A 21,404-nucleotide genomic window follows, 5' to 3' on the forward strand; every position below is an offset into this window, starting at 1 on the left:
AAATCAACGCTCCCATTCGGGCTTCCAGCCCTCTACAACGTGTTGTGTGTTCTCCGAATATACCATCGAATCGTCGGGCACCGCGTGGCGGATGACGGAACCGGCCCCGGTGGTGACATTGTCGCCGACCTCGACAGGTGCGACGAACAGATTGCCGGCGCCGACGTGGACGTTCGAGCCAATGCGGGTACGGTTCTTGTGCACGCCGTCGTAATTGGCGGAAATGGTGCCACCGCCGACGTTGGAGTTCTCCCCCAGTTCGGCGTCACCCATGTAGCTTAAGTGAGGCACCTTGGTGCCTGCGCCGATATGTGCCTTCTTCATCTCGACGAACGCTCCGGCCTTCGTACCCTTCTCGAGCACGTTGCCCGGACGCAGGTAGGTCCATGGGCCGATGTTGGCGTCGGGACCGATATGGGTTTCCTGCACACGGCTGCGTTCTACGGTGGCTCCGGCCTCGATATGCGCGTCGATAAGCGTGGTATACGGTCCGATGACGGCGTTTTCGGCAACGGTGCTGTGACCTTGCAGGAAGGATCCGGGCAGTACGGTGACGTCCTGTGCCAACTCGACATCATCCTCGATCCATGTGGTTTCAGGGTCGAGAATGGTGACGCCTTCGCGCATCCAATGCTCACAGATACGCAAATTGTGTTTACGGGAAAGGTGGGCGAGCTGCAGACGGTCGTTGACTCCTTCGACACTCAGGGCATCAGCTGCGGCCAAAGCACCGACCTTGCCGCTCTTTCGGGCGCTTTCCAAGGCATCGGTGAGGTAGAACTCGCCCTGTGCATTCTGAGAATCCAGCCCTTGCACCGCACGCGCGAGCACTGGCGCCTCGAAAACGTAAACAGAGGTGTTGATCTCGTGGACGGCCAGTTCGCTGCTGTTGGCGTCCTTCTGCTCGACGATGCGCAGCACGCTGCCGTCGCTGTCGCGGATGATGCGACCGTAACCGGTCGGGTCGTCGAGATTGGCGGTAAGCACGGTGGCGTCGTTGCCGCTGGCCTTGTGGAAAGCGAGCAGGGCGTCCAAAGTGGCTGTGTCGAGCAACGGCATATCGCTGGCGGCGATGAGCACAGGGCCAGTGAGCTTGCCGTCCTCGTCAAGCTGCTTCATGGCGCATTGTACGGCGCGACCGGTGCCCGGAATGTCGTCCTGCTCAACGATCTGGACGTGTTCGTTGTAGTCGTGTGCGGCCTTGGCCACACGCTCGGCCTGATAATGCACGACCACGGCAAGTGTTGAGGGATCAAGCCCCGAAACGGAAGCCATGACACGCTCAAGGAGGGTCTTGCCGGCCAGTTCATGGAGCACCTTCGGCTTGGCCGAACGCATACGCGTCCCCTCACCGGCTGCAAGGATGATTGCTGCACTCAATGCCATATCCACTCCAATTCCGGTGTTTCGAAAGCGAAACACGCACTCAAATATGCAAATCGGCTGGCATCCGATACACGGAAGGTCAGCCGAATTCAACGAAGTTCCTCCACCTGGATTCGAACCAAGACTAAGGGTTCCAAAGACCCGTGTGCTGCCTTTACACCATGGAGGAATAGTGCGATCCGAAGACCGAACCGATTTTCTATTATGCTGGCAACTACTGACAACCCGACACGCTTGACCGCTCACCAATTGACTAGAGCAGGTAAACCTTCAAGCCAATCAGCTGCAGTTCCGCATCGACGGATCAGGCGAACAGGAAGCCTTGCCCGTGATGTTCAGGATAGGTGTCGAAGAGCTTGGCAACCGAACCGTCCTCGAAGACGGCCTTGATTGCACTGGCGAGCAGAGGCGCGATGGAAAGCACGGTGAGCCCGTTCCAACGCTTGGAGTCGTCGATTGGCACGGTGTCGGTAAGCACGACCTCACGTGCGCCGGAGTTCTTGAGGCTTTCAACAGCCGGGTCAGAAAGCACGCCGTGCGTCGCGACGACGGTGACGGACTTGGCGCCGGCCTGCTTCAACACATCACACGCGCCGACGATGGTGCCGCCGGTGTCTATCAGGTCATCGACCAAAACGCAATCCTTACCGACCACATCGCCGACCACGCGGTTGGAAGTGGCATGGTTCGGACGGTTGATATCACGGGTCTTGTGGACGAAGGCGAGCGGGCCGCCGCCCAAACGTTGCGCCCACTGCTCGGCCACGCGGATACGTCCTGCGTCCGGGGAGACCACGGCAACATTGTCGAGGTTGCCTTCGAAACGGTCACGGATGTAATCGACGAGCACTGGCATGGCAATGAGATGGTCGACCGGACCATCGAAGAAGCCCTGCGATTGCGCGGCGTGCAGGTCGACACTCATGACGCGGTCGGCGCCGGCGGTGCGCAGCAAATCAAAAACAAGACGACAGGAAATAGGCTCGCGGCCGAGGTGCTTCTTGTCCTGGCGGGAATAACCAAGAAGCGGGCAGACGGCGGTGATGGAACGAGCGGAAGCACGCTTCAGCGCATCAATCATGATGAGCTGTTCCATGATGGCTTTGTTAACATCACCAGCGTGACTTTGCAATACAAAGACGTCCGCACCACGCACCGATTCCGTGTAGCGCACATACATCTCGCCGTTCGCGAAATCGTATGCTGTGGTCTTCAAAACGTCGATGCCAAGCTGTGTAGCGACGTCCGCCGCCAGCTGGGGATGCGCCCTGCCGGTGACGAGAATGAGATTCTTACTGGGCTTTCCTTCTAGGATTGCGCTCACCATGTCTCCAAACGTTATCGTCTGCATGAACCAAAGCCATAATAGCTTCTCTGCGCGACGGAAACGACACGGCTGATTCCGTTTTTATCAATCGTTTTCCGTTTGGGCGTAGAGACCGTGTTTGGCGATGTATTGCACCACGCCGTCGGGGACAAGATACCACACCGGCTCGCCAAGCGAGACGCGATGGCGGACGTCAGTCGAGGAGATCGCCAACGCGGGAATCTCCAGAGTGTCAACCTCGACCTGCGCACGCATGTGCTCGGGGCTGGTATATCCGGGACGCGTGACGGCGACGAAGCGCGCAAGCCCAAACATATTCCGCGCTTCCTTCCATTTGAGAATTTCCGCGACGGCGTCAGCACCGGTGATAAAGAAGAGTTCCGCATCGGGGTTGAGAGCCCGGATATCGCGCAACGTATCGATGGTGTAGGTGATGCCGGGACGGTCGATATCGACACGCGAGACGGTAAATTTGGGATTTGACGCAGTGGCGATGACTGTCATCAGGTAGCGATCTTCGGCGTTGGTCACGTCCTTACCGAGCTTGAAAGCCGGCCGTCCCGTCGGTACGAAAATCACCTCATCGAGGTCATAGACCCATGCCACCTCGCTGGCGGCAACCAAATGGCCGTTGTGGATGGGATCAAAGGTGCCACCCATGATACCGATACGACGACGGCCGTTTTTGTCGTGCCGGTCCCTCTGTTTCGTTTTCGAAGCATCAATCGAGTTGAGATCCGGTTGCGAGGAGAGGCCAGACATTTTCCGTGCCGGTTCCGCAAGCTGAAGAACATCGGCATCGGGCTTGCCTTGCGCGGTGTCAGGGTTTTGCGCTTGTTGAGAAACTCTTAGGCCATTATCGTTACCCGCCACGAATGATTCAGCGGAGGTCGGAGCGTCGCTCATGCCTTGCCATCACCTTTGTTCTTAGCGTTCTTGCCGTTTTTCTGATCGTTCGATTTGTCGGTTTCGTTTTCTTCGCGCTTCTCGTCAGCCTGTTCCGTTTGTTCTTCGATATCCTCGACGGTGGCATGCTCGCTGGGATCGATCTTGCCCATATCCTCGTCATATTCGTCCTGGACGACGCGGCGAATCTCAGCGAAAGTCGGAATCGGAAAATCGGGCTGATAAAGGCGACGGACCGAGGCAACGCATTCCGTGGCGCGGACCAGCAGGTCGTTCATGGCGTCGATGCCGCCTTCGGCCTCCTGCTTGCTGAACTCCGTGATGTAACGTTCCATAGAGGCAAGCCGCTCGGCAACGGTCTTCTTGCCGTCCTCGTCGAGGTCGACCACATCGTCTGCATCCATTTCCGGCCATCCGACAAGCGCAGCATCCGCGTATTCAAGTGAGGCACGCTGATCGGCAGTGGCGATGCCATCCTCGACCTGCACCAGGAATACGTAACGGACGATGGCAAGGCGCTCGGAAGCAACCTTCAATGCAATACGTGGATTTTCAATATCAATTCCACGGTCTTGGGCCAGCCGGTAGTCAGCCTTCACACCGAGCTGTTCCTCGGCCTGCAGCGTCGCCGCATCATCTTGCGGCTGATTCTGGCCGTCTGTTGTGGCTGTGGCCGTCGCCGGCTGGTTATCTGGATTCTGATCGGCGGAAATGCTGCCTTCAAGGACATTGTTTTCGCCGTCGATGGCAGATTCGCCTTTGTTCTGTTCAGCGTCGTTCATATTATGTCCTTCGCTTGCTTTCAAGCTCGCACCTGACCGGTGCCGTAGCCAATCCATTTGGTGGTGGTCATCTCGGCCAGGCCCATGGGTCCGCGGGCGTGTAGCTTCTGCGTCGAGATGCCCAATTCAGCTCCAAAACCGAACATACCGCCATCCGTAAACCTTGATGAGGCATTGGCCATGACCACTGCCGAATCGATGCGTTTGGTAAAACGCTCGATGGCGCTGTAATCCTCGGAAATGATGCATTCCGTATGACCGGTGGAATGAAGGTTGATGTGCTCGATCGCCTTGTCCAATGAACTGACAACCTTGACCCCCATCTTCAGCGCGAGGTATTCGGCATCCCAATCCTCCGGCGTGGCATGCAGCAGGTTCAGGTTAGCGATGCCGCTTTGGCCGATGATTCCGTATGCTTCATCGTCGGCATGAAGTTCCACCCCCGCGTCTGCCAACGCTTTTGCAGCCAATGGAAGGAAGTCCTTGGCCACGACGCGGTGGACGATCAGCTTTTCTGCGGCATTACACACACCGACCCGTTGCGTTTTGGCGTTGAGGATAATCGGGATGGCTTTGGCGAAATCCGCGGCCTTGTCGACATAGATATGGACATTGCCAGCCCCAGTCTCAATGACCGGAACTTTGGAATTGCGCACGACAGCCTGAATGAGTCCTGCTCCCCCGCGAGGCACCAGCACGTCGATATGACCACGTGCCTCCATCATCGCCGTGGCGCCCATACGGCCGAACTTGTCGACGGAAGCAACCAACGCCGGGTCAAAGCCTTGTTCCCGCAATGTTTTGCGAATAATTTCAAGCGTTGCCTCGTTGGTGTGTTGGGCTTCGTGCCCGCCACGCAACAAGACGGCGTTTCCGGATTTAAGGCACAGCGAAGCGACATCGACGGTGACATTGGGCCGAGCCTCGTAAATCATACCGAATACGCCGATCGGTACCCGCACTTCGTTCAGACGCAGGCCATTGGGCAGCGTGGAACCACGTACAATCTGGCCGACCGGATCGGGAAGCGTGACGACATGTCGAACGCCATCGGCCGCAGCCTTCACACGCGCCTCATCGAAGAGCAAACGGTCAAGCTTGCCGGCGCTCATACCAGACTGCTTGGCCTCACTCATATCGAAAGAGTTGGCCTCGGCGATGGTCTTGCTTCCGGATTCAAGCTCATCAGCGATGGCATTCAGCAACGTGTTTTTCTGCTCAGTGTTGGCTTCGGCGAGCACCCGTTGCGCCTTTGCTGCGGCGTCACCCATGGCGCAGACCTGCCGGAACACCTCTGAATCCAGAACCGTCGAATCTTGCCGATCACTTGCAGCCATGAAACACTCCCTGAAGTCTATATTATCCACTTTCGAAACCGGTATTTTCCAAATCACTACCAAGACGAATAATTACCGTTCTATTGCCAACGATTGTAAGCCTTGCCTCGTCCAAACAATTCCAAATCCATCTATTTGGACACCTTCGGTATTAGGCCTTACTTCCCATTAGACTAGTATTCCAGCGAAATTTCGTAACCGCCACAACAAATGAGGTATCTGTGATGAATACCACCTTTCATAGCACCCGAAGTTCTTCCAAAAAGCTGACCAGCCGCCAGGCCATCCGTCAAGGGCTCGCAAGCGACGGCGGACTGTTCGTCACCGATGATCTCGGCAAGCAGCAGGTCGACGTCGCCGAACTGATCGGCAAGTCCTATCAGGACATGGCCCGCACTGTTTTGGGGGTATTACTGCCTGATTTCTCCGCTTCGGAACTTGACGAATGCGTGCGTGCGGCATACGGCTCTCAGTGGCTCGACAGCGCCATCACTCCTTTGAAGCCTCTGGGTGACGACTATGTCCTCGAGTTGTTCAACGGGCCGACCAGCGCCTTCAAGGATGTAGCACTGCAAATCCTGCCGCAGTTCATGGCCCGTACCGCAACCGGTGCAATGTCGGCAAACGAAAAGGTGATGGTGCTCACGGCCACTTCCGGGGACACCGGCAAGGCGGCGCTCGCAGGGTTCGCGGATACCCCCGGCACCGGCATCACCGTCTTCTACCCTGAAGGCAAAGTCAGCGAAATCCAGCGTCTGCAGATGACCACTCAGTCCGGCTCGAACGTCAACGTCTGCGCGGTGCGCGGCAATTTTGACGACGCTCAATCCGCCGTCAAACGCATTTTCGGTGACAAGGATTTGGCTACGACACTTGAGGAGGAAAACGGCGTCTCACTCTCTTCCGCCAACTCCATCAACGTCGGCCGGCTTGTGCCACAGGTCGTCTATTACTTTGCTGCTTACGCGCAATTGGTCGAACGCGGTGCCATCAAGGTCGGCAATGAAGTCGAGTTCATCGTGCCCACCGGCAATTTCGGCGACATCCTCGCGGGCTACTATGCCAAGAAGCTCGGGCTGCCGGTCGGCAGACTCACCGTGGCCAGCGACCGCAACAATGTGCTGTTTGATTTTCTGACCACCGGCACTTACAACCGCGAGCGCCCGTTCTACCAAACCACCTCACCGTCAATGGACATCCTGGTTTCCTCGAACCTCGAGCGCATGCTCTATTACATGTCCGAAGGCGACACCGAGCTTGTTCGCAGTTTGATGAACGATTTGGCGAATAATAACTCGTTCACGATTCCCAAAACGCTGTTGAAACGTATCCGTGGGCTCTTCTCCTGCGGCTGGGCCGATGAGGAACAGGTGAGCCAGGCCATCGCCGACTGTTGGAATGCAAACCATTACGTCATCGACCCGCACACGGCGTGCGGCTACCATGTGTTGGAGCAGGCCCCTCGCGAAACGGGCATGCCGCGCGTGCTGCTGAGCACCGCCAGCCCGTACAAGTTCCCGCGCGTGGTCGGCAAGGCGCTCGGCCTCGATACCGCCGGTACCGATTTCGATTGCATGGACCGCCTCTCCGAAGCCGCCAACACCACCGCGCCCAAGAACCTGCGCGGTCTGGAGCACGCCGCCGAACGCTTCACCGACGTCATCGCTATTGACGAGATGAGCGACTACGTCAGGAATGTTTCTCAGCAGCTTTAAAAATATTAAATTGAAGAAAAGGGCTTAGGGGTTGACTTATCCAGTCCCTGTAAGTCCTTTCTCTAATGATTTACAGCTCCTTGCGCTCGTAGATGTGCATCGAAAGCCGGCAGGACAAGACGTACATTACCACCGCCACGATGAGGCCGATGATGGCCACCCACGGGATCGGCCCAAGTTTGGCGCTCGTGACGAAGGTTATCACATGATTCAATACCGCTTCCGGCACGGTGAGTGCTACGACCGCCATCAGCGCTCCGATGACGAACAGCAGGACGAACGCATAGCCCGTCGCCTTCGTCGCGGGGAAGCGATAGCCGATCGGCAGGTACAGACTGGCAAGGATGGGGGCCACCACCAGCACCAGCAGCGTCAGACCAACGGCATCATTGATTCGTTGCGGCATATACATGATCAATCCGCAGACGGCCTGCAAGACAACGGCCACGGCAATGGCAAACAGCGTTAAAACATATCGTCCGACAACCTGATTGGCCCGCGTGGCAGGTAAAAACCCATTGAGTTTTCTGCTTCCCGTCTGGTCCTCATAGCTGAAAACCATCATACCGGTCATGGCCGATACGAAGACGAGCATCCCAGTGACGGCCCCACTCATGGGATCCATCAGCGCTTCGTCGCCCATTATTTTGGCTATGATCGCGAACACCAACGGCAAAGACACCAGCAGCCATACGCTGCCACCAACGCCTTTGATGTTTTTCCTGTTGCCCCATGCAAGGACTTTGTATACGTCTATGCGGAAGGCTTTGCCGATTTGCTTGGAATCCATGATATCGTTCACTCCCCGTTCATGTTCGTTGACGTTGGCGCCTTGGCCGTATTGGTCAGACGGATGATGTCGTCGATGGACACCGGTTCGCTGATGAATGTAGAGGTTTGACCGACAATGCTGTCGACGACCTCCTGCTGGACCAGCGCCTCGAAACCGGTGCCGAAGCGACGCAGTCCAATCGCATTCGACCCGATGCCCGCAATCTGGTCGAGACCGCCTTTGACGATGCGGAAGGAATCCTCGAACTCGTCCTTGGGGCCGGTGTAATAGAGTTGGCCCTGTGTGATGTAGGTGATGAAATCAGCGGCCCGCTCGAGGTCGGAGGTGATGTGGGTGCTGAACAACACGCTGTGGCGTCCGTCCTCCACGTAGCCTTGTAGGATGTCCATCAGCTCGTCTCGCGCCAGCACGTCGAGACCGCTGGTCGGCTCGTCCAGAATCAGCAGTTTCGCGTCATGGCTGAGCGCCGCCGCAATCATGAGCTTCATCTGCATGCCACGCGAGAGATCCTTCACGCACTTTGTCATTTCAAGACCGAATTCCCGGGCATAATGCTCGAATTCTGCTTGATCCCAAGCGTCATACATTGTGGCCATGACCCGACCGGCCATGTTCACACTCCAGTAGGTTGAGAAATAGCTGGAATCGAACACCACGCCAAGCTGTTCCTTGAGCTTCACCTCGTCGGCGATGCTGTCGAGCCCCAACACGCTGATCGAGCCGGCATCGCGGCCGATCATGTTGAGGATGAGCTTGATCAGCGTCGACTTGCCGGCGCCGTTGGGGCCGATAAGGCCCATGATGTAACCCATCGGCAGATCGAACGTCACTGGGCCGAGGCTGAAACCGGAACCGTAGCGTTTCTTGACGTCGGTGACGCTCAGCGCCATCGGCTGGGATTCTTGGCCAACGTGAGCGTCAGCAGCGTGCTGCTCCCTGATTGTCGTAGGTGATGACTGTGCCATCATCGTATTCCTTTCCTGTTCGCCGATGAACCGATACATTCGTATACAAGTATTGCAAATCCTTGTCAGCGGATGAACGTCAGCAATCAACAAGCAGTGCTTGAAACTCCTGCATGTTCTATGTTCATCGGTTTGGCAGAAGACTTACTTGGCTTTCTTGTATTCAGTCTCGAGCATTTCCACTAGGTCAATGAGCGGGATATCAGCGGCTTTCGCAGCTATCCCCACCTGTCGTAAGGCGTTGCTCACCTGTTCAGTGAGCTTCTTCTTCATGCGTTCATCGCCTTTCTCGGCGACAAACGAACCCTTGCCCTGTACATTGACCACGATGCCCTCATCGGCCAGTTCGTTGTAGGCACGAGTAACGGTGAGCACGGAGATACGCAGTTCCCTGGCCAGCTTGCGCAGGCTCGGCAGCGCCTCTCCGCCTTTGAGCTCACCGTTCAGCACGGCCTCGCGTATCTGACGTTTGATTTGCTCGTAGATCGGTTCTCCGGACACGGATGAGATGATCAGTTTCATCTATGCCCCTTTCTGTTTGTGTTTATCAAACAGCACACATGTTTTTTAATAAGACTGTTATACTGTTCAGTTAGACTATATAACAGTAAATTCAACTGTGCAAGTCGAGACTACAACAGTTGTCGGGGTGCGTCATCGAAGTCGTTGATGACACCATTGGCAATCCTGGCAATATCGGCCCTGTCATCTGCTGAATACGAATCCTCCATAGCCCAGACATTCATGCCGGCATCCTTCGCCGTACGCACCGCGGTCAGCAAATCCTCGAACACGGTGCAATGTCCCGCCCGTACATCCAGACGCGACGCCGCGAGCAGATAGACCTCGGGGCTGCTCTTACTGGCGGCTTGGGTATCCTCAACGCTGACGGACGTCTCAAAATACGAATCGATGCCAACGTGGCGCATCGCCACCTCACGAACTCTGGGCGATAGCGACGTGGCCACCGCCAGTTTGGCCCCGCTAGCTTTGAGATAATCCAGATACTCGACGGCATGCGGCTTGGCCTGAACCGTCGTGCCATAAGCCTCGAGCACCATCTCGTCCCAATGTCTCGACAGCTCAAGGGGAGTATCGTCAAGCCCATAGCGCTCGATGGTGTAGCGCGCCACCTCGTCCGGTTTCATTGCGCAGACGTCACTCATATAATCATCGGTCAACGTCAGCCCACGTTCTGCGAAGAAGTCGACATCGACCTGATGCCAGACGTCCATGGAATCGAGCAGGGTACCGTCCAAATCGAAGATGGCCGCTTTGCCTTCGTTCGTTTTCATCTATCCTCTTTCTGCTTCAGGTGGGCCGTCGGAGGTCAGGATATATAATGTTCGGGACGCTCCGGGCTATGCCGTAAAGCAATGAGTCCAGTGGACTCATTGTAGGCATGGTGAGCGCGATGTATCGAGCGCGAAGGCAAAATCTACGATTTTGCATAGGCCGTGTCTTACGCCCGAACATCACATATCCTGACCTCCGACTCACGTTAAAGAGAGTCCTACTCAACTCACTTGCACAAAGATACGGCCTGAAGCGGATAAAACCCGTTAACATAAGTTGTTGTGGCGGGATATGCGATGATCAGGCATAAAGCTTGGCCTACCGGCCTGGAGGGTGCCTGAGCATTGTATATCCCGCCGCAACAACGACTGCCCCTGAACAGTTTATAATCTACTTTCGTCCAAAAGCTCTTTGGCGTGGGTTAGAGACGTGGCGGATTCGCTGCCGGAGAGCATTCTCGCGATCTCATGGATGCGGGCATCACCGGTCACCTCGTTGACGGTCGTCTCGACAGTTGCCTTTGGACCGGCGTTCTTGGCTTTGGCTGCTGCCTTGCCCTTGCTGACCACGAACTGGGTGTCGGCCCAAGAGGCGACCTGCGCCAAATGCGTGACCACGATGACCTGCGAGGTCTGTGCGAGTTTGGACAAGCGTTTGCCAAGTTCGACCGCGGCTTTGCCGCCGACTCCGGCGTCAACCTCGTCGAAGATGAACGTCATGTCTCTCGATCCGGAAGTCCGCTTTTCGGCCACGGACAGTTCCAGCGCCAACATGAGTCGGCTTAACTCACCGCCGGACGCACTTTTACCCATCGGCAGTTGTGGTGAACCTGGGAAGGGGGTGAACAGGAATTCTATATCGTCAATGCCGTTGGCATCCAATGGCCAAGTATCCGATGCGGTCTGCGTCTCACCGTTCTTGCCAGTGGGCTTATTTGATGCCACGTTGCGACGTACCACGCGAATCTCGAGACCAGAACCAGCCATAGCCAAAGCAGCAAGCTCCTTGGTCACCGTATTGGCCAAAGCTGTAGCGGCGAGCTTCCTCTTCCTGCTCAACGCCTCAGCCGATTTCATTGCAACGTCAAAAGCTTGTTTGCGTTGCGCCTTGATCTCTTCGACTTTTTCAGGAGACGCATCCAGATCCTCTATCTCGAACGCAGCCTTATCCCGCCACGCGATCACGTCCTCGAGCGTCGGGCCCCAACGGCGTGTCAGCTCGTCAAGTTCGTGAATGCGGGAGTTGATGGCGTCCAATCCGTCGACATCCTCATCGCTATCGACTTCATTGGATAGTGAAAAGACGATATCAGAAAGGTCAGCGTTCAACGACTCCAGACGGTCTGCAGCCTCACCGAAAGCTCCCCCGACATGAATGGTGCGCAACGCCTGAATCGCATGAGTGATGGCATCGGAAGCGCCCTGCGCATCGCTGTCCGAATCAACTTGAGAAGCGTCCAACGCCGAAAGTGCCGAACCCACACCTTGGGCGATTTCGGCCGAATTCTCAACTCTCGAACGCTTTCCCTTCAGTTCCTCATCCTCGCCTGGCTTCGGATCGACCTTGTTGATCTGTTCAATGGACTCTCGAAGATAATCAGCCCGTTGACGGGTCGAGGCCTCCTGATTGGTGACAGTGTTGAGTCGTTGATCCATCGCCTGAAGCTGTTCCCAGGATTGACGATACGCGGCACGCTCCACACCGTCATCAGCGGCCATGTCGAGGAATTCGCGTTGACGGGCAGGCGAGGCAAGACGCAGCTGATCGGCTTGACCATGTATAGTCACCAGTTCTGCAGCCACGTTGCCGAGCACGCTTCTGGGCACGCTATGCCCGCATAGCACAGCGCGTGAACGTCCAGACGCCGGAACGGTACGGGAAAGGAAAAGTTCCCGGCGCCCTATCTCGTCGGGATCCGGATCGGTTTCCTCGCTATCGGCATCCAACACTCCGGCATCCTGTGCGAGACCGGCTGCATTGCCGTTCTCGTCGACATCGAAAATACCTTGAGCCCATGCCGATTCAGCCCCGGCAGAAACCCGTCCAACGCTTGCCTTGGCTCCGGAAATAAGCTGTATGGCACTCAACAGCATGGATTTGCCAGCGCCGGTTTCGCCGGTAATCGCCGTCATCCCCTTGTCTGGTGTCAGCACTGCAGAACGAATGGGCCCGAGATTGCGCACTTCAAGTTCTTCAAGCATCGGATTTCACCTTTCCAGATGAACCTTGTTTTCCGTTACCCGTATGACGAGAAGGTTTAACCTTGTTTTCTTCGGCTATGATGTTCTCGCGTTTACGCTCCTCCATTCGAGAACGCTGACGGAGGCTCACGCTGGGGAGGTTGAATTTGCTGACCAGACGATTGGTGAATGGCACGCCGGAAAGACTTGCAAGTTTGACCGTGAGCGATGAAAGATGGACGGTGGTTCGCGTTCCGTATTCCAGTTTCATTTTCCTTCTGCCGTCACAGCAGATCCAGCCTTCGGTCAGGGAATCATCAATCACATCGACGGTGAAACGGGAATGTTCACTAATCACCATCGGACGTGTGAACAGCGCGTGCGCGGCAAGCGGTATCAGTTGCAACGCTTTGACATCAGGCCAGATAATCGGGCCTCCGGCAGAAAAAGCGTAGGCCGTGGAACCCGTCGGGGTCGAAATGATCACGCCATCGCAACTGAACGAGCTGGCTTCCACTCCGTCAACGCCGACAGAAAGCTCGATCATATGGTCACGGTCGGCCTGTTGAATGGTGATGTCGTTCAGAGCCCAATCGCTTGCTGTCTTTTTGCCGTCAGAGGAAGTCACAGAAACCCTGGCCAGATTGCGCTCGTCAATCGAATAGTCACGGTCGGCAACGCGCGCGATAGCCTCGCTTAATTGGAAGCTCTCGAATTCCGCAAGGAAACCGACGTGGCCCAAATTGACACCGAGAATGGGAACTTCGGTATTATGGACCAGCTCGGCGGCACCCAGAATCGTGCCATCTCCGCCAAGCACCACGACTATTTCGGTGTCACTGCTGACGATGGGCGATGGCTCTCCGAATTTTGGTGGATCAAGACTGTCGACGATACGAACGGAAAATCCTGCATGTTCGAGCTGCTCGACCGCTTCACGCACCACAAGACTGGTCTCACGAAGCCGAGCATGTGTGACCACGACCGCATGGCGCTTACCGACCATCGTCTTGCCTCTTTTCCGACATCAACTGTTTGAAAAAATCAGTTCCTTCTCATATCCTAACCGGAGAGTATCTACAAACGAGCTTACTCCAAAGCAATCCGGCAAAAGCGATGCTATACCGTTAAAGCTTTGAAATGGTCAATTCCAAGATGAAATTTCAAACAACAGACTGGTACCCAACATCGATTCTCAATATTTTGTAATATCAAGAAACCTTGAATTTTTAAAGAATTCCGTCAATTCGATTTCATTTTCACTTTGACTTCCGGTAATACGGAAAGAAAGCTGTACAAAGAGAATCCCTATAGGATTGCCGGGAAGAAGGCGAGGAATGAACCTCAACACATTCGGCGGATATATTAAAGGTGGAAACTACGACGTCCTCATCACACACGGCAATGCAGTCATGCAGGAAAATGTAAGGTTTGATACGCTTGTGGTCAAAGGAATCCTGCAGACCTCAGCCTGCAGGGGGCGACGAATAGTCATAGACGGAGGAATGTTAAATTCCTCTGGTGAAATTGTCTTTGATTCCCTTTCCGGACACGGCCGCATCTGCACTCAACAGCATATTTCCGCTCGCAACATCGCGTTCATCGGTGAAATGGAAACTTATTCACGACTCGCTGTCAAGGAATCCATTCGAGTAAGCGGTTCGGTTAAAGCCAAATCATTGGTTGCGTCAAAGGCAAAGATAACCGGACATACCAGCATAAAGGAATATATCGAAACCGGCAGACTGGAAATAGCACCGATAAGGACAACCATGTTCGAAAGGTTCAAGATGAACGAATATCTTGGCCCCAACAGCATTCAACGAATCAAAGCCATGGATGTAATACTTCGCAATACCATCTGTGAGAAAATCGATGCTGACTACGTTGTGCTTTCTAGCCATACGCATGTGGAGAAAGTGTTATATGACGACGATCTGAGGCTCGACAGGACCTCCACTGTAAGACTCATCGAACGTCGTTGGAATATGGGAGAAGACGAAGAACTTCAACGCAAGGTGGCATAAAGCAGGTATTCTTCATTGCCATGTGTTCCAAGAATCGGCGAAGGGGATGTGGCAACCACGGTAAGACCTTCTTCGTTTGCACAATCACAAACCGTTTTAAGCGCTTCTTGACGCAGTCTTGGGTCTTCCACTACGCCGTTTTTGCCCAGATGCCCTTTGCCCACCTCGAACTGTGGCTTGACCAGAAGCACGATATCGGCGGGGCTTGCGGCTACTTTAACGATTACAGGAATCACATAACTCAGCGAAATAAACGATACATCGGAGACAATGAGAGAAGGGCGGTACGGCAAATCTTCCGCTTCGACATCACGAATGTTGACACCGCTCATCTCAATAATCCGTGAATCGTTGGCAATACGCGGGTCAAGCTGGCCATGTCCGACGTCAAGCGCGATGATTTGAGACGCACCGTGGCGGAGCAATACATCACAGAATCCGCCGGTGGAAGCACCGATATCCAGGCAATAACGGCCTTTTGGCGAGGACAAGCCCAAATCACTGAAACGTTCAAAAGCACCAAGCAGCTTGTAAGCTCCTCTGGAAACGTAATCATCGCCGGCATCGACCAAAATCTTTTGAGTGCCATCGACCGACATCGAAGGTTTGTCCGCAGGCACGCCGTCGACAGTTACTTTGCCGGCACGGATGAGACGCTGCGCCTGAGTACGGCTGTGCGCCAGGCCTGCAGAAGCCATATACGCATCCAAACGCATGTTCTGATGCTCTTCAGTAGTCATGCCCGTTGCTGGCTGTCCAAATCTCCACGAAGCGTTGACAAGACGTCTTGAAACACCTCTATTTTCTGTTCAGCATCCATGTCGGCAAGGCCTTCAAGTTCAGTGTAATGCGCACGCAGGTTCTCGAACGAGGTTCCCTTCCGGCTTTCAAGGTCATCGGCATCGTCTGTTTGCGGATTATCTGCATATCGAGCAACCATGAATACTCCTACAAACCGAAATCAGGAAGCTGCAATGTTGCGGTATCGACGTTCTCATTGTCGGCCAGATTCCACAAGAGACTGCATGCGGCACGCAATGCATTGATATCGCCAGAATCACTCACACTGACTTCATCACCAATCAGCTGCGCCGACGCGTCTTCACATTCCCATTCGGTTTTCGAAACCTGGACCACAGCCGGCATAATCTCCTGCAATTCGCGTAAATCACGGGCAATATAAGTGGGACGGAGTTGTGGTTCGGCCAGCATCAGCTGCTTGGGGTCGGCAACGCCGGTGAGCACGACCAAGGAATCGTAACCTCCCCGGTTGCCTGCTTCGATATCCGTATCAAGCCTGTCGCCGATGGCGAGGCATTGCTCTTTGGGGACCAACGTGGCGCCGTCATGCGAAGCCAGAAGACGCGCTTCGTCATACATTGCGGCCTCAGGCTTGCCTGCAGACGCAACCGGTTCGACGCCAGTGGCGGTGATGACGGCCTGGATCATCGAACCTGAACCGGGGGCGATGCCCAATTCACGCGGAATCGTCAGGTCACGGTTCGTAACAAAATACTTGGCTCCACGCTCTACTGCATAAGAGGCCTTGGCAAGCTCAGTCCAGGCAACCTCGGGATACCAGCCTTGCACAACGGCAACCGGATCGTCCTCAACACGATCGACGACGGTAAGGCCCTGCTTCTCCAGTTCCTCGCGCAGATGTCCAGCACCGACCATAAGTACTTTGGCGCCTTTCGGCACCGCTCGTGCGACCATTCGAGCGGCGACAACCGACGAGGTGATGACTTGCCAAGCCTCGACCTCAAGGCCGAAGCCACGAAGCTGCTCGGCCACGGTTTCCTGATAACGCGAGGAATTGTTGGTGGTGTATTCCACTGTCATGCCAGCCTTTTGAGCTTGGGCAATCGACTCACTGGCGTGATCGACCGGGTTTTTGCCACGGTAGACCACACCGTCAAGATCGAGCAATGCCAGCTTGTAGGCCTGTTCGATAGGTTGTTGTGTTGCTTTAAGCACTGTTTACGCTACTCCTCTTCACCGGCTTCGTCTTTTTCGTCGGCAACTTCCTGTTCAACGGCCGGATCAACGGAATCTTCGGCGCCCTCGGTGGTTTCCTCGGCGGACAACTCGTTTTCGTCGTCGTCGGCATCACCTTCGGTATCCGCTTCTTCGTCTTCTCCGGCTTCGCCTTGAGCTTTTTCACTGGCAACTGAATCTGTAGACTCTTCGGGCTCGCCAGATTCGTCGACGACTTCCATGCTGTCGGCGTTCTCCTTGGCCGTGGCCTCGGCACTTTCCTTAGCCTCCGGGGTTTGCGGGTCGAGAGCCGACTGGGACTGATCGTCAGTATCGGCGTCTGAGTCGAGTTCCTCGCCTACTTCTTCATCGGATTCGCCTTCCTCATCCTCTGAATCATCATTCGAATCGCTTTCATCGGAACCATCTTCACCAAAGTCAGAGTCATCGGAATCCTCGGAATTCGAATCACGGTCATAGTCCTCGTCATCCTCATACGGATCGGGGGCATACTGTGCATCGTCTTCCGTGATGCCAAGCTCTTCCATCATGTCATCGGGCAGACGTTCGAGGTCGTAATCGATGACGACCTCATCGGCATCTTCATCGTCCTCGTCCTCATCGGCATACTTGTTTTCGAGCTGCTCAATGGTGGTGTCAAGGTCAGCCGCTTCGTCTCCACGGCCGCTTTCCTCGAGGAAGTACTGTTCGGCCTGCAAAGCGCGCATCTTGTAGGCTCCGGGCAGTCCTTTGGTGTTCGCCAGCTTGCTGACCACGTCGACGGCCTTGTCCCAAAGTCCCAAATCGCCGAGCGCACCTGCGTAGACCAGGAACATTTCAGCCTTCGATTCGCCAGTCAGCGCCTTGGCGTCGTCGGACATCGCCATTTCAATGGCGCGCTTTGGATTGCCGAGTCCACGTTCGCAATCGGCGATGAACGGCAGATAGTCGTTGTAGCCGTTCATACGATGAGCGGTACGGAATTCCTTCAGCGCAGTCTTGTAATCGCCCTGGCGGTAGGCGATGAACGCCAGCGTTTCGCGGGAGAAATCGATGCGGGAGGCCTGATGAGCCACCCATTCGGCGTGGTCGCGCGCGGCCTTCGGATCGCTTTCCTCAAGTGAATAGGCTGCAAGGATGTGCAGGCCAATGTTCTCGGCGTGCTCCTTGGAAAGCCCTCTCAGACGTTCCTTCTCGTCCTTGGAGAGCATTGACCATTCCATGCCCTTGGGCATGCGCGGCTCACCAGGACGACGGTCGGTATACGGGTTCTGAGACGGGAACGAAACCGTGCCATCAGAATTGCGGCGCGGGCCATCGTGCATGTATTGCTCGCGGCCATCGTTGTGGAAACCGCCACGGCGATCGTCACGACGGTCATCGCGATGGTTGTTGTAGCTTCTGTATCCGCCGCGGTCGCCATCTCTCCTGTCATCGCGGTGGAAATCACGGCGATCATTGCCACGCGAGTTATAGCCGCCCCTGCGGTCATCATTGCGATGGGAATCACGACGGTCGCCATCTCGACGATCATTGCCACGGTATCCTCCACGCCTGTCATCGTCATGCCCACGATAACCGCCGGAACGATAACCGCCCCTGCGATCGTCATTGCGATGGAAATCCCTACTACGGTCATCACCGCCGCGGTATCCTCCACGCCTATCGTCGTCGTGACGGTAACCGCCTTTGTGGAAGTCTCTGCGATCGCCGTCTTTGTGGAAATCACGCCTGTCATCGCGATGGAAGTCCCTGCGGTCACCATCACGATAGTTGTCTCTGCGGTCGCTACCGCCGCGATATCCGCCACGTTCACCGTCACGATGGAAATCACGGTGTCCGCCACCGTTGCCATGGTAGCCACCACGCCTATCGTCATCGTGTCCGCGATAACCGCCGGAACGGTAGCCACCACGACGGTCATCGTTTCGATGGAAGTCCCTGCGGTCTCCATCACCGCGATAGCCACCACGTTCTCCATCACGGTGGAAATCACGACGGTCGCCGTCACCGTGTCCGCGGTATCCGCCACTGCGTTCGCCGTCACGACGATCGTCACGGTGGAAGTCGCGGTGCCCACCGTTGCCGCGGTATCCCCCGCGCCTATCATCATCATGCCCACGGTAGGCGCCGTGACCACCCTTGTGGAAGCCTCCGCCACGATTGTTGCCGCGGAATCCGCCATGGCCACGATAGCCGCCACCGGAATGGGACGAACCGTGACCGTATGAGTTGCCGTCGCGGTTGCCGCGCTGTTCTTCTGCCATATGCTTATACCTTTTGCTTGGGTTTGGTCATTCCGTTATTTGATTGAACGAAATAATCCTAAATTTTTTCTTATAATAAATTCTAATCGGCTTGATTAAAACTTGATGAAAGCTTGCTGTCAGCCAAGTTCGACGGCTCCAACGGCCTTCTTGCCACGACGAATCAGCGCAAAGCGATCGGCAAGAAAATCGTCACCGGCCAGTTCCTGATCCTGATTCTCGACACGAACGTTGTTGACGTAGACACCGCCGGATTTGATGGTCTTGCGGGCCTCGGAAATGGACTTGAACAGACCTGCGGAAACGGCTGCCTGCGCCACACGTTCGCCGATGACTGCCTTGGCGAAGACCTTCTCGCCTTCCTCGTTTTCAATCTTGAGACCGTCGATTGAGGATTCCAGCATGTCGGAGCTGATGGACTTCAAGTCGCCGCCACGCCCGAAAAGCGCGGAAGCCGCGTCAATGGCTTCCTGCGTGGTCTTCTCGCCGTGCACGAAGCTCGTAACCTCCCAAGCCAACGCCTTTTGCGCCTCACGGGCACCGGGGTTGACCTCGGCCTCATGGGCGAGACGTTCGATCTCGGCCTTGGGCAGGAAGGTGAACGCCTTCAAAAGCTTCAGCATCTCGCCGTCCGGCTGGTTATACCAGAACTGATAGAACTTGTAAGGGCTCAGCATCGTTGGATCAAGCCAGACGGCGTTGCCCTCGGACTTGCCGAACTTTTTGCCCTGACTGTCGGTGATGATGGGGCTGGTGAACACGTTGACGTTCTCACCGCGCACCTTGCGAATCAGGTCGAGGCCGCTGGTAAGGTTGCCCCACTGGTCGGAGCCGCCGAGCTGCAGCGTGCAGTGGTATTCGTCGAAAAGATGCAGGAAATCATTGCCCTGCAGAACCTGATAGCTGAACTCCGTGAACGAGATGCCCTCGTCGGACTTGAGGCGACGAGCCACCGTGTCTTTGGCGAGCATCGTGCCCATGCGGAAGTTCTTGCCGACATCGCGCAGGAAATCGATGACCGACATGTTGGCGGTCCAGTCGTAGTTGGAGACGAAACGCACCGGATTGTCACCTTCGGTTACCAGAATCGTGCCGATCTGCTTTTTGAGCCTGCGAGCCCAGCCTTCGACGACATCCTTGGGGTTGAGTGTGCGTTCACCGCTTTGACGCGGATCTCCGATCAGACCGGTCGCGCCGCCGACCACCGCGATAGGATGGTGGCCCGCTTCCTGCAGATGCCGCATATTGATCAACTGAACAAGATTGCCGATATGCAGCGAGGCCGCTGTGGGGTCGAAACCGCAATAATAGGTAATCGGCCCACCGTTCAACGCTTTGGCGAGCTGATCGCGGTCCGTGGACTGTGAAATCAACCCGCGCCAGTTCAATTCATCGAAGAGAGAGTCAAATCCCGCTTCCTTGAAATTGGTGACGTGAGCCATAACCGTATTCCCCTATTCTTTTGTGTCAAAACAACCAGAGTCAAGAGACTCCTGAACCAATCTATTTTCGCAGATGACGGCGACACCGGAATATCACGTTCAATGCTGGGTTATTTCACAACCGTTATTGTTTTGGTTATTAAAAAATAAGTACTATCTTACGATAATTTATAACGTCGTTTAATGCATCGAAGAACGGACCACCTCATTCGGCGGCAAAGTCCTGTACGAATGAAGTTCCGAGCTTGGCGATGACGCCCTCGACCATACAGCTGTAACCTTTGGCGCTGGGATGGAAATGATCGGGCGAGAAAAAATCGGGTGCGTCGGCGTGCACGTTTTCATGAATCATATCGACGTATCTGGCATGATGCTTGGCGCAGACTTCCTTGCTCGCCGCAGCCTGCTCGTCCATCTCACGTTCAAGCGCACGACGCAGAGCCTTGCCAAGCGACGGCTCATGCTGCATCTGGCCGGGGCTCAGGACCACAATATGCTCGCTCAACGCCTTTGCCTCGTCAAGGACAGCGGAAAGGTCGGCGCGCCATTCATCAAGCGTGCGATTGGCCATGATGTCGTTGGATCCAGCGCAAATAATCAGGATATCGAATTTCTTGCCGTTTTTCAGCACCTCGGGAAGCATACGGTATCGGACTCGGCGCATCGTGGCACCAAGCTTGCCATGTGCTTCCCAGCTGACGTCACGATTGAATTCCTGTGCAAATCCTTGCGCGAGGTCGGGGATGAGACCTTCCTGTTGGTCCTGCGTACCGCAGGCTGCCACCATGGAATCCCCAACGGCGCACATATTCAAAGATTTGGCGTTGCCAGCAGTCGACGATTTGAATTTCCTCACACCAAACGGCTCACCTCCCGGAGCCTCGGAGAGGTGAATCGTATGCTTCGCCCAAATCGCCTCGAGAGTCGCTACCGGAGTTCCGATACCCAATGTCATGCTGTTCACGCCTTTCTTTGCATCAGACTTTCAGCATTCCATCGTACTC

Annotated in this window: 19 protein-coding genes and 1 tRNA gene; 2 read left to right on the forward strand and 18 right to left on the reverse strand. The window is 55.5% G+C overall.

Going from position 1 to position 21,404, the window contains the following annotated elements; translation table 11 throughout:
- Positions 1-3 precede the first annotated feature (3 nt).
- From glmU to OZX70_RS04990, 6 genes are all read right to left on the reverse strand, one after another.
- Complete coding sequence (gene glmU, locus OZX70_RS04965; protein WP_277179517.1) at positions 4-1,386, reverse strand: bifunctional UDP-N-acetylglucosamine diphosphorylase/glucosamine-1-phosphate N-acetyltransferase GlmU; 1,383 nt, start codon at positions 1,384-1,386, stop codon at positions 4-6.
- A 98-nt stretch (positions 1,387-1,484) separates the two neighbouring features.
- Positions 1,485-1,555 (reverse strand) — tRNA-Gln (locus tag OZX70_RS04970).
- A 135-nt stretch (positions 1,556-1,690) separates the two neighbouring features.
- Positions 1,691-2,713, reverse strand: coding sequence for a ribose-phosphate diphosphokinase (locus OZX70_RS04975; RefSeq protein WP_277179519.1), 1,023 nt, complete (start codon positions 2,711-2,713; stop codon positions 1,691-1,693).
- Between the two features lie 84 nt (positions 2,714-2,797).
- Positions 2,798-3,475: a nicotinate-nucleotide adenylyltransferase gene (nadD, locus tag OZX70_RS04980; protein ID WP_277182109.1), complete on the reverse strand. Its 678-nt coding sequence runs from the start codon at positions 3,473-3,475 to the stop codon at positions 2,798-2,800.
- A 140-nt stretch (positions 3,476-3,615) separates the two neighbouring features.
- Entirely contained in the window at positions 3,616-4,218 is a 603-nt protein-coding gene (locus OZX70_RS04985) for a phosphoribosylglycinamide synthetase (RefSeq protein WP_277182110.1), read from the reverse strand.
- 203 nt (positions 4,219-4,421) lie between these two features.
- A complete protein-coding gene (locus OZX70_RS04990) occupies positions 4,422-5,738 on the reverse strand; it encodes a glutamate-5-semialdehyde dehydrogenase (protein WP_277179521.1) in 1,317 nt (438 codons plus the stop codon).
- A gap of 224 nt (positions 5,739-5,962) precedes the next feature.
- On the opposite strand from OZX70_RS04990, the gene thrC reads away from it, so the two are divergent.
- Positions 5,963-7,453 carry a threonine synthase gene (gene thrC / locus OZX70_RS04995; protein ID WP_277179523.1) on the forward strand — a complete coding sequence of 497 codons (1,491 nt, stop codon included), beginning with the start codon at positions 5,963-5,965 and terminating at the stop codon, positions 7,451-7,453.
- 70 nt (positions 7,454-7,523) lie between these two features.
- On the opposite strand, the gene OZX70_RS05000 is transcribed toward thrC, so the two are convergent.
- The 6 genes from OZX70_RS05000 to OZX70_RS05025 all read right to left on the reverse strand — a co-directional run bounded on the left by OZX70_RS05000 (position 7,524) and on the right by OZX70_RS05025 (position 13,693).
- Positions 7,524-8,243, reverse strand: a complete 720-nt coding sequence (locus OZX70_RS05000; protein ID WP_277179525.1) for an ABC-2 transporter permease — start codon at positions 8,241-8,243, stop codon at positions 7,524-7,526.
- An 8-nt stretch (positions 8,244-8,251) separates the two neighbouring features.
- Positions 8,252-9,136 (reverse strand): ABC transporter ATP-binding protein, encoded by an 885-nt coding sequence (locus OZX70_RS05005; RefSeq protein ID WP_277182111.1) that lies wholly within the window; start codon positions 9,134-9,136, stop codon positions 8,252-8,254.
- A gap of 219 nt (positions 9,137-9,355) precedes the next feature.
- Positions 9,356-9,733: a GntR family transcriptional regulator gene (locus tag OZX70_RS05010; protein ID WP_277179527.1), complete on the reverse strand. Its 378-nt coding sequence runs from the start codon at positions 9,731-9,733 to the stop codon at positions 9,356-9,358.
- Between the two features lie 110 nt (positions 9,734-9,843).
- The gene (locus OZX70_RS05015; RefSeq protein WP_277179530.1) at positions 9,844-10,506 is read right to left on the reverse strand and encodes an HAD family phosphatase; all 663 of its coding nucleotides are present in this window, start codon (positions 10,504-10,506) and stop codon (positions 9,844-9,846) included.
- Positions 10,507-10,890: 384 nt separating this feature from the next.
- Positions 10,891-12,708, reverse strand: a complete 1,818-nt coding sequence (recN, locus tag OZX70_RS05020; protein ID WP_277179531.1) for a DNA repair protein RecN — start codon at positions 12,706-12,708, stop codon at positions 10,891-10,893.
- A complete protein-coding gene (locus OZX70_RS05025; protein ID WP_277179533.1) occupies positions 12,701-13,693 on the reverse strand; it encodes an NAD kinase in 993 nt (330 codons plus the stop codon). The genes recN and OZX70_RS05025 overlap by 8 nt, the downstream gene beginning before the upstream one ends.
- Positions 13,694-14,024: 331 nt before the next feature.
- On the opposite strand from OZX70_RS05025, the gene OZX70_RS05030 reads away from it, so the two are divergent.
- On the forward strand, positions 14,025-14,714 hold the full coding sequence (locus tag OZX70_RS05030) for a hypothetical protein (RefSeq protein WP_277179535.1): 690 nt from the start codon (positions 14,025-14,027) through the stop codon (positions 14,712-14,714).
- Here the strand turns inward: OZX70_RS05030 and OZX70_RS05035 are convergent.
- From OZX70_RS05035 to OZX70_RS05060, 6 genes are all read right to left on the reverse strand, one after another.
- On the reverse strand, positions 14,696-15,454 hold the full coding sequence (locus tag OZX70_RS05035; protein ID WP_277179537.1) for a TlyA family RNA methyltransferase: 759 nt from the start codon (positions 15,452-15,454) through the stop codon (positions 14,696-14,698). The two genes, OZX70_RS05030 and OZX70_RS05035, sit on opposite strands and share 19 nt — an antisense overlap.
- Positions 15,451-15,654: a hypothetical protein gene (locus tag OZX70_RS05040; RefSeq protein ID WP_277179539.1), complete on the reverse strand. Its 204-nt coding sequence runs from the start codon at positions 15,652-15,654 to the stop codon at positions 15,451-15,453. Before OZX70_RS05040 ends, OZX70_RS05035 begins: the two co-directional genes overlap by 4 nt.
- Positions 15,655-15,662: 8 nt before the next feature.
- Entirely contained in the window at positions 15,663-16,691 is a 1,029-nt protein-coding gene (locus tag OZX70_RS05045; RefSeq protein WP_277179541.1) for an HAD-IIA family hydrolase, read from the reverse strand.
- Between the two features lie 8 nt (positions 16,692-16,699).
- On the reverse strand, positions 16,700-18,958 hold the full coding sequence (locus OZX70_RS05050; protein ID WP_277179543.1) for a helicase: 2,259 nt from the start codon (positions 18,956-18,958) through the stop codon (positions 16,700-16,702).
- A 119-nt stretch (positions 18,959-19,077) separates the two neighbouring features.
- Complete coding sequence (tyrS, locus tag OZX70_RS05055; protein WP_277179545.1) at positions 19,078-20,400, reverse strand: tyrosine--tRNA ligase; 1,323 nt, start codon at positions 20,398-20,400, stop codon at positions 19,078-19,080.
- Between the two features lie 205 nt (positions 20,401-20,605).
- A complete protein-coding gene (locus tag OZX70_RS05060; protein ID WP_277179547.1) occupies positions 20,606-21,355 on the reverse strand; it encodes a GDSL-type esterase/lipase family protein in 750 nt (249 codons plus the stop codon).
- Between the last annotated feature and the right edge of the window lie 49 nt (positions 21,356-21,404).

Source organism: Bifidobacterium sp. ESL0732, from assembly GCF_029395535.1.
Taxonomy (GTDB): Bacteria; Actinomycetota; Actinomycetes; order Actinomycetales; family Bifidobacteriaceae; genus Bifidobacterium.

Coding starts and splice junctions, on each gene's coding strand:
- glmU (WP_277179517.1), bottom strand. CDS start 1,386: ATGGCATTGAGTGCAGCAATCATCCTTGCAGCCGGTGAGGGGACGCGT.
- OZX70_RS04975 (WP_277179519.1), bottom strand. CDS start 2,713: ATGGTGAGCGCAATCCTAGAAGGAAAGCCCAGTAAGAATCTCATTCTC.
- nadD (WP_277182109.1), bottom strand. CDS start 3,475: ATGTCTGGCCTCTCCTCGCAACCGGATCTCAACTCGATTGATGCTTCG.
- OZX70_RS04990 (WP_277179521.1), bottom strand. CDS start 5,738: ATGGCTGCAAGTGATCGGCAAGATTCGACGGTTCTGGATTCAGAGGTG.
- thrC (WP_277179523.1), top strand. CDS start 5,963: ATGAATACCACCTTTCATAGCACCCGAAGTTCTTCCAAAAAGCTGACC.
- OZX70_RS05000 (WP_277179525.1), bottom strand. CDS start 8,243: ATGGATTCCAAGCAAATCGGCAAAGCCTTCCGCATAGACGTATACAAA.
- OZX70_RS05005 (WP_277182111.1), bottom strand. CDS start 9,136: ATGGCGCTGAGCGTCACCGACGTCAAGAAACGCTACGGTTCCGGTTTC.
- OZX70_RS05010 (WP_277179527.1), bottom strand. CDS start 9,733: ATGAAACTGATCATCTCATCCGTGTCCGGAGAACCGATCTACGAGCAA.
- OZX70_RS05015 (WP_277179530.1), bottom strand. CDS start 10,506: ATGAAAACGAACGAAGGCAAAGCGGCCATCTTCGATTTGGACGGTACC.
- recN (WP_277179531.1), bottom strand. CDS start 12,708: ATGCTTGAAGAACTTGAAGTGCGCAATCTCGGGCCCATTCGTTCTGCA.
- OZX70_RS05025 (WP_277179533.1), bottom strand. CDS start 13,693: ATGGTCGGTAAGCGCCATGCGGTCGTGGTCACACATGCTCGGCTTCGT.
- OZX70_RS05030 (WP_277179535.1), top strand. CDS start 14,025: ATGAACCTCAACACATTCGGCGGATATATTAAAGGTGGAAACTACGAC.
- OZX70_RS05035 (WP_277179537.1), bottom strand. CDS start 15,454: ATGACTACTGAAGAGCATCAGAACATGCGTTTGGATGCGTATATGGCT.
- OZX70_RS05040 (WP_277179539.1), bottom strand. CDS start 15,654: ATGGTTGCTCGATATGCAGATAATCCGCAAACAGACGATGCCGATGAC.
- OZX70_RS05050 (WP_277179543.1), bottom strand. CDS start 18,958: ATGGCAGAAGAACAGCGCGGCAACCGCGACGGCAACTCATACGGTCAC.
- tyrS (WP_277179545.1), bottom strand. CDS start 20,400: ATGGCTCACGTCACCAATTTCAAGGAAGCGGGATTTGACTCTCTCTTC.
- OZX70_RS05060 (WP_277179547.1), bottom strand. CDS start 21,355: ATGACATTGGGTATCGGAACTCCGGTAGCGACTCTCGAGGCGATTTGG.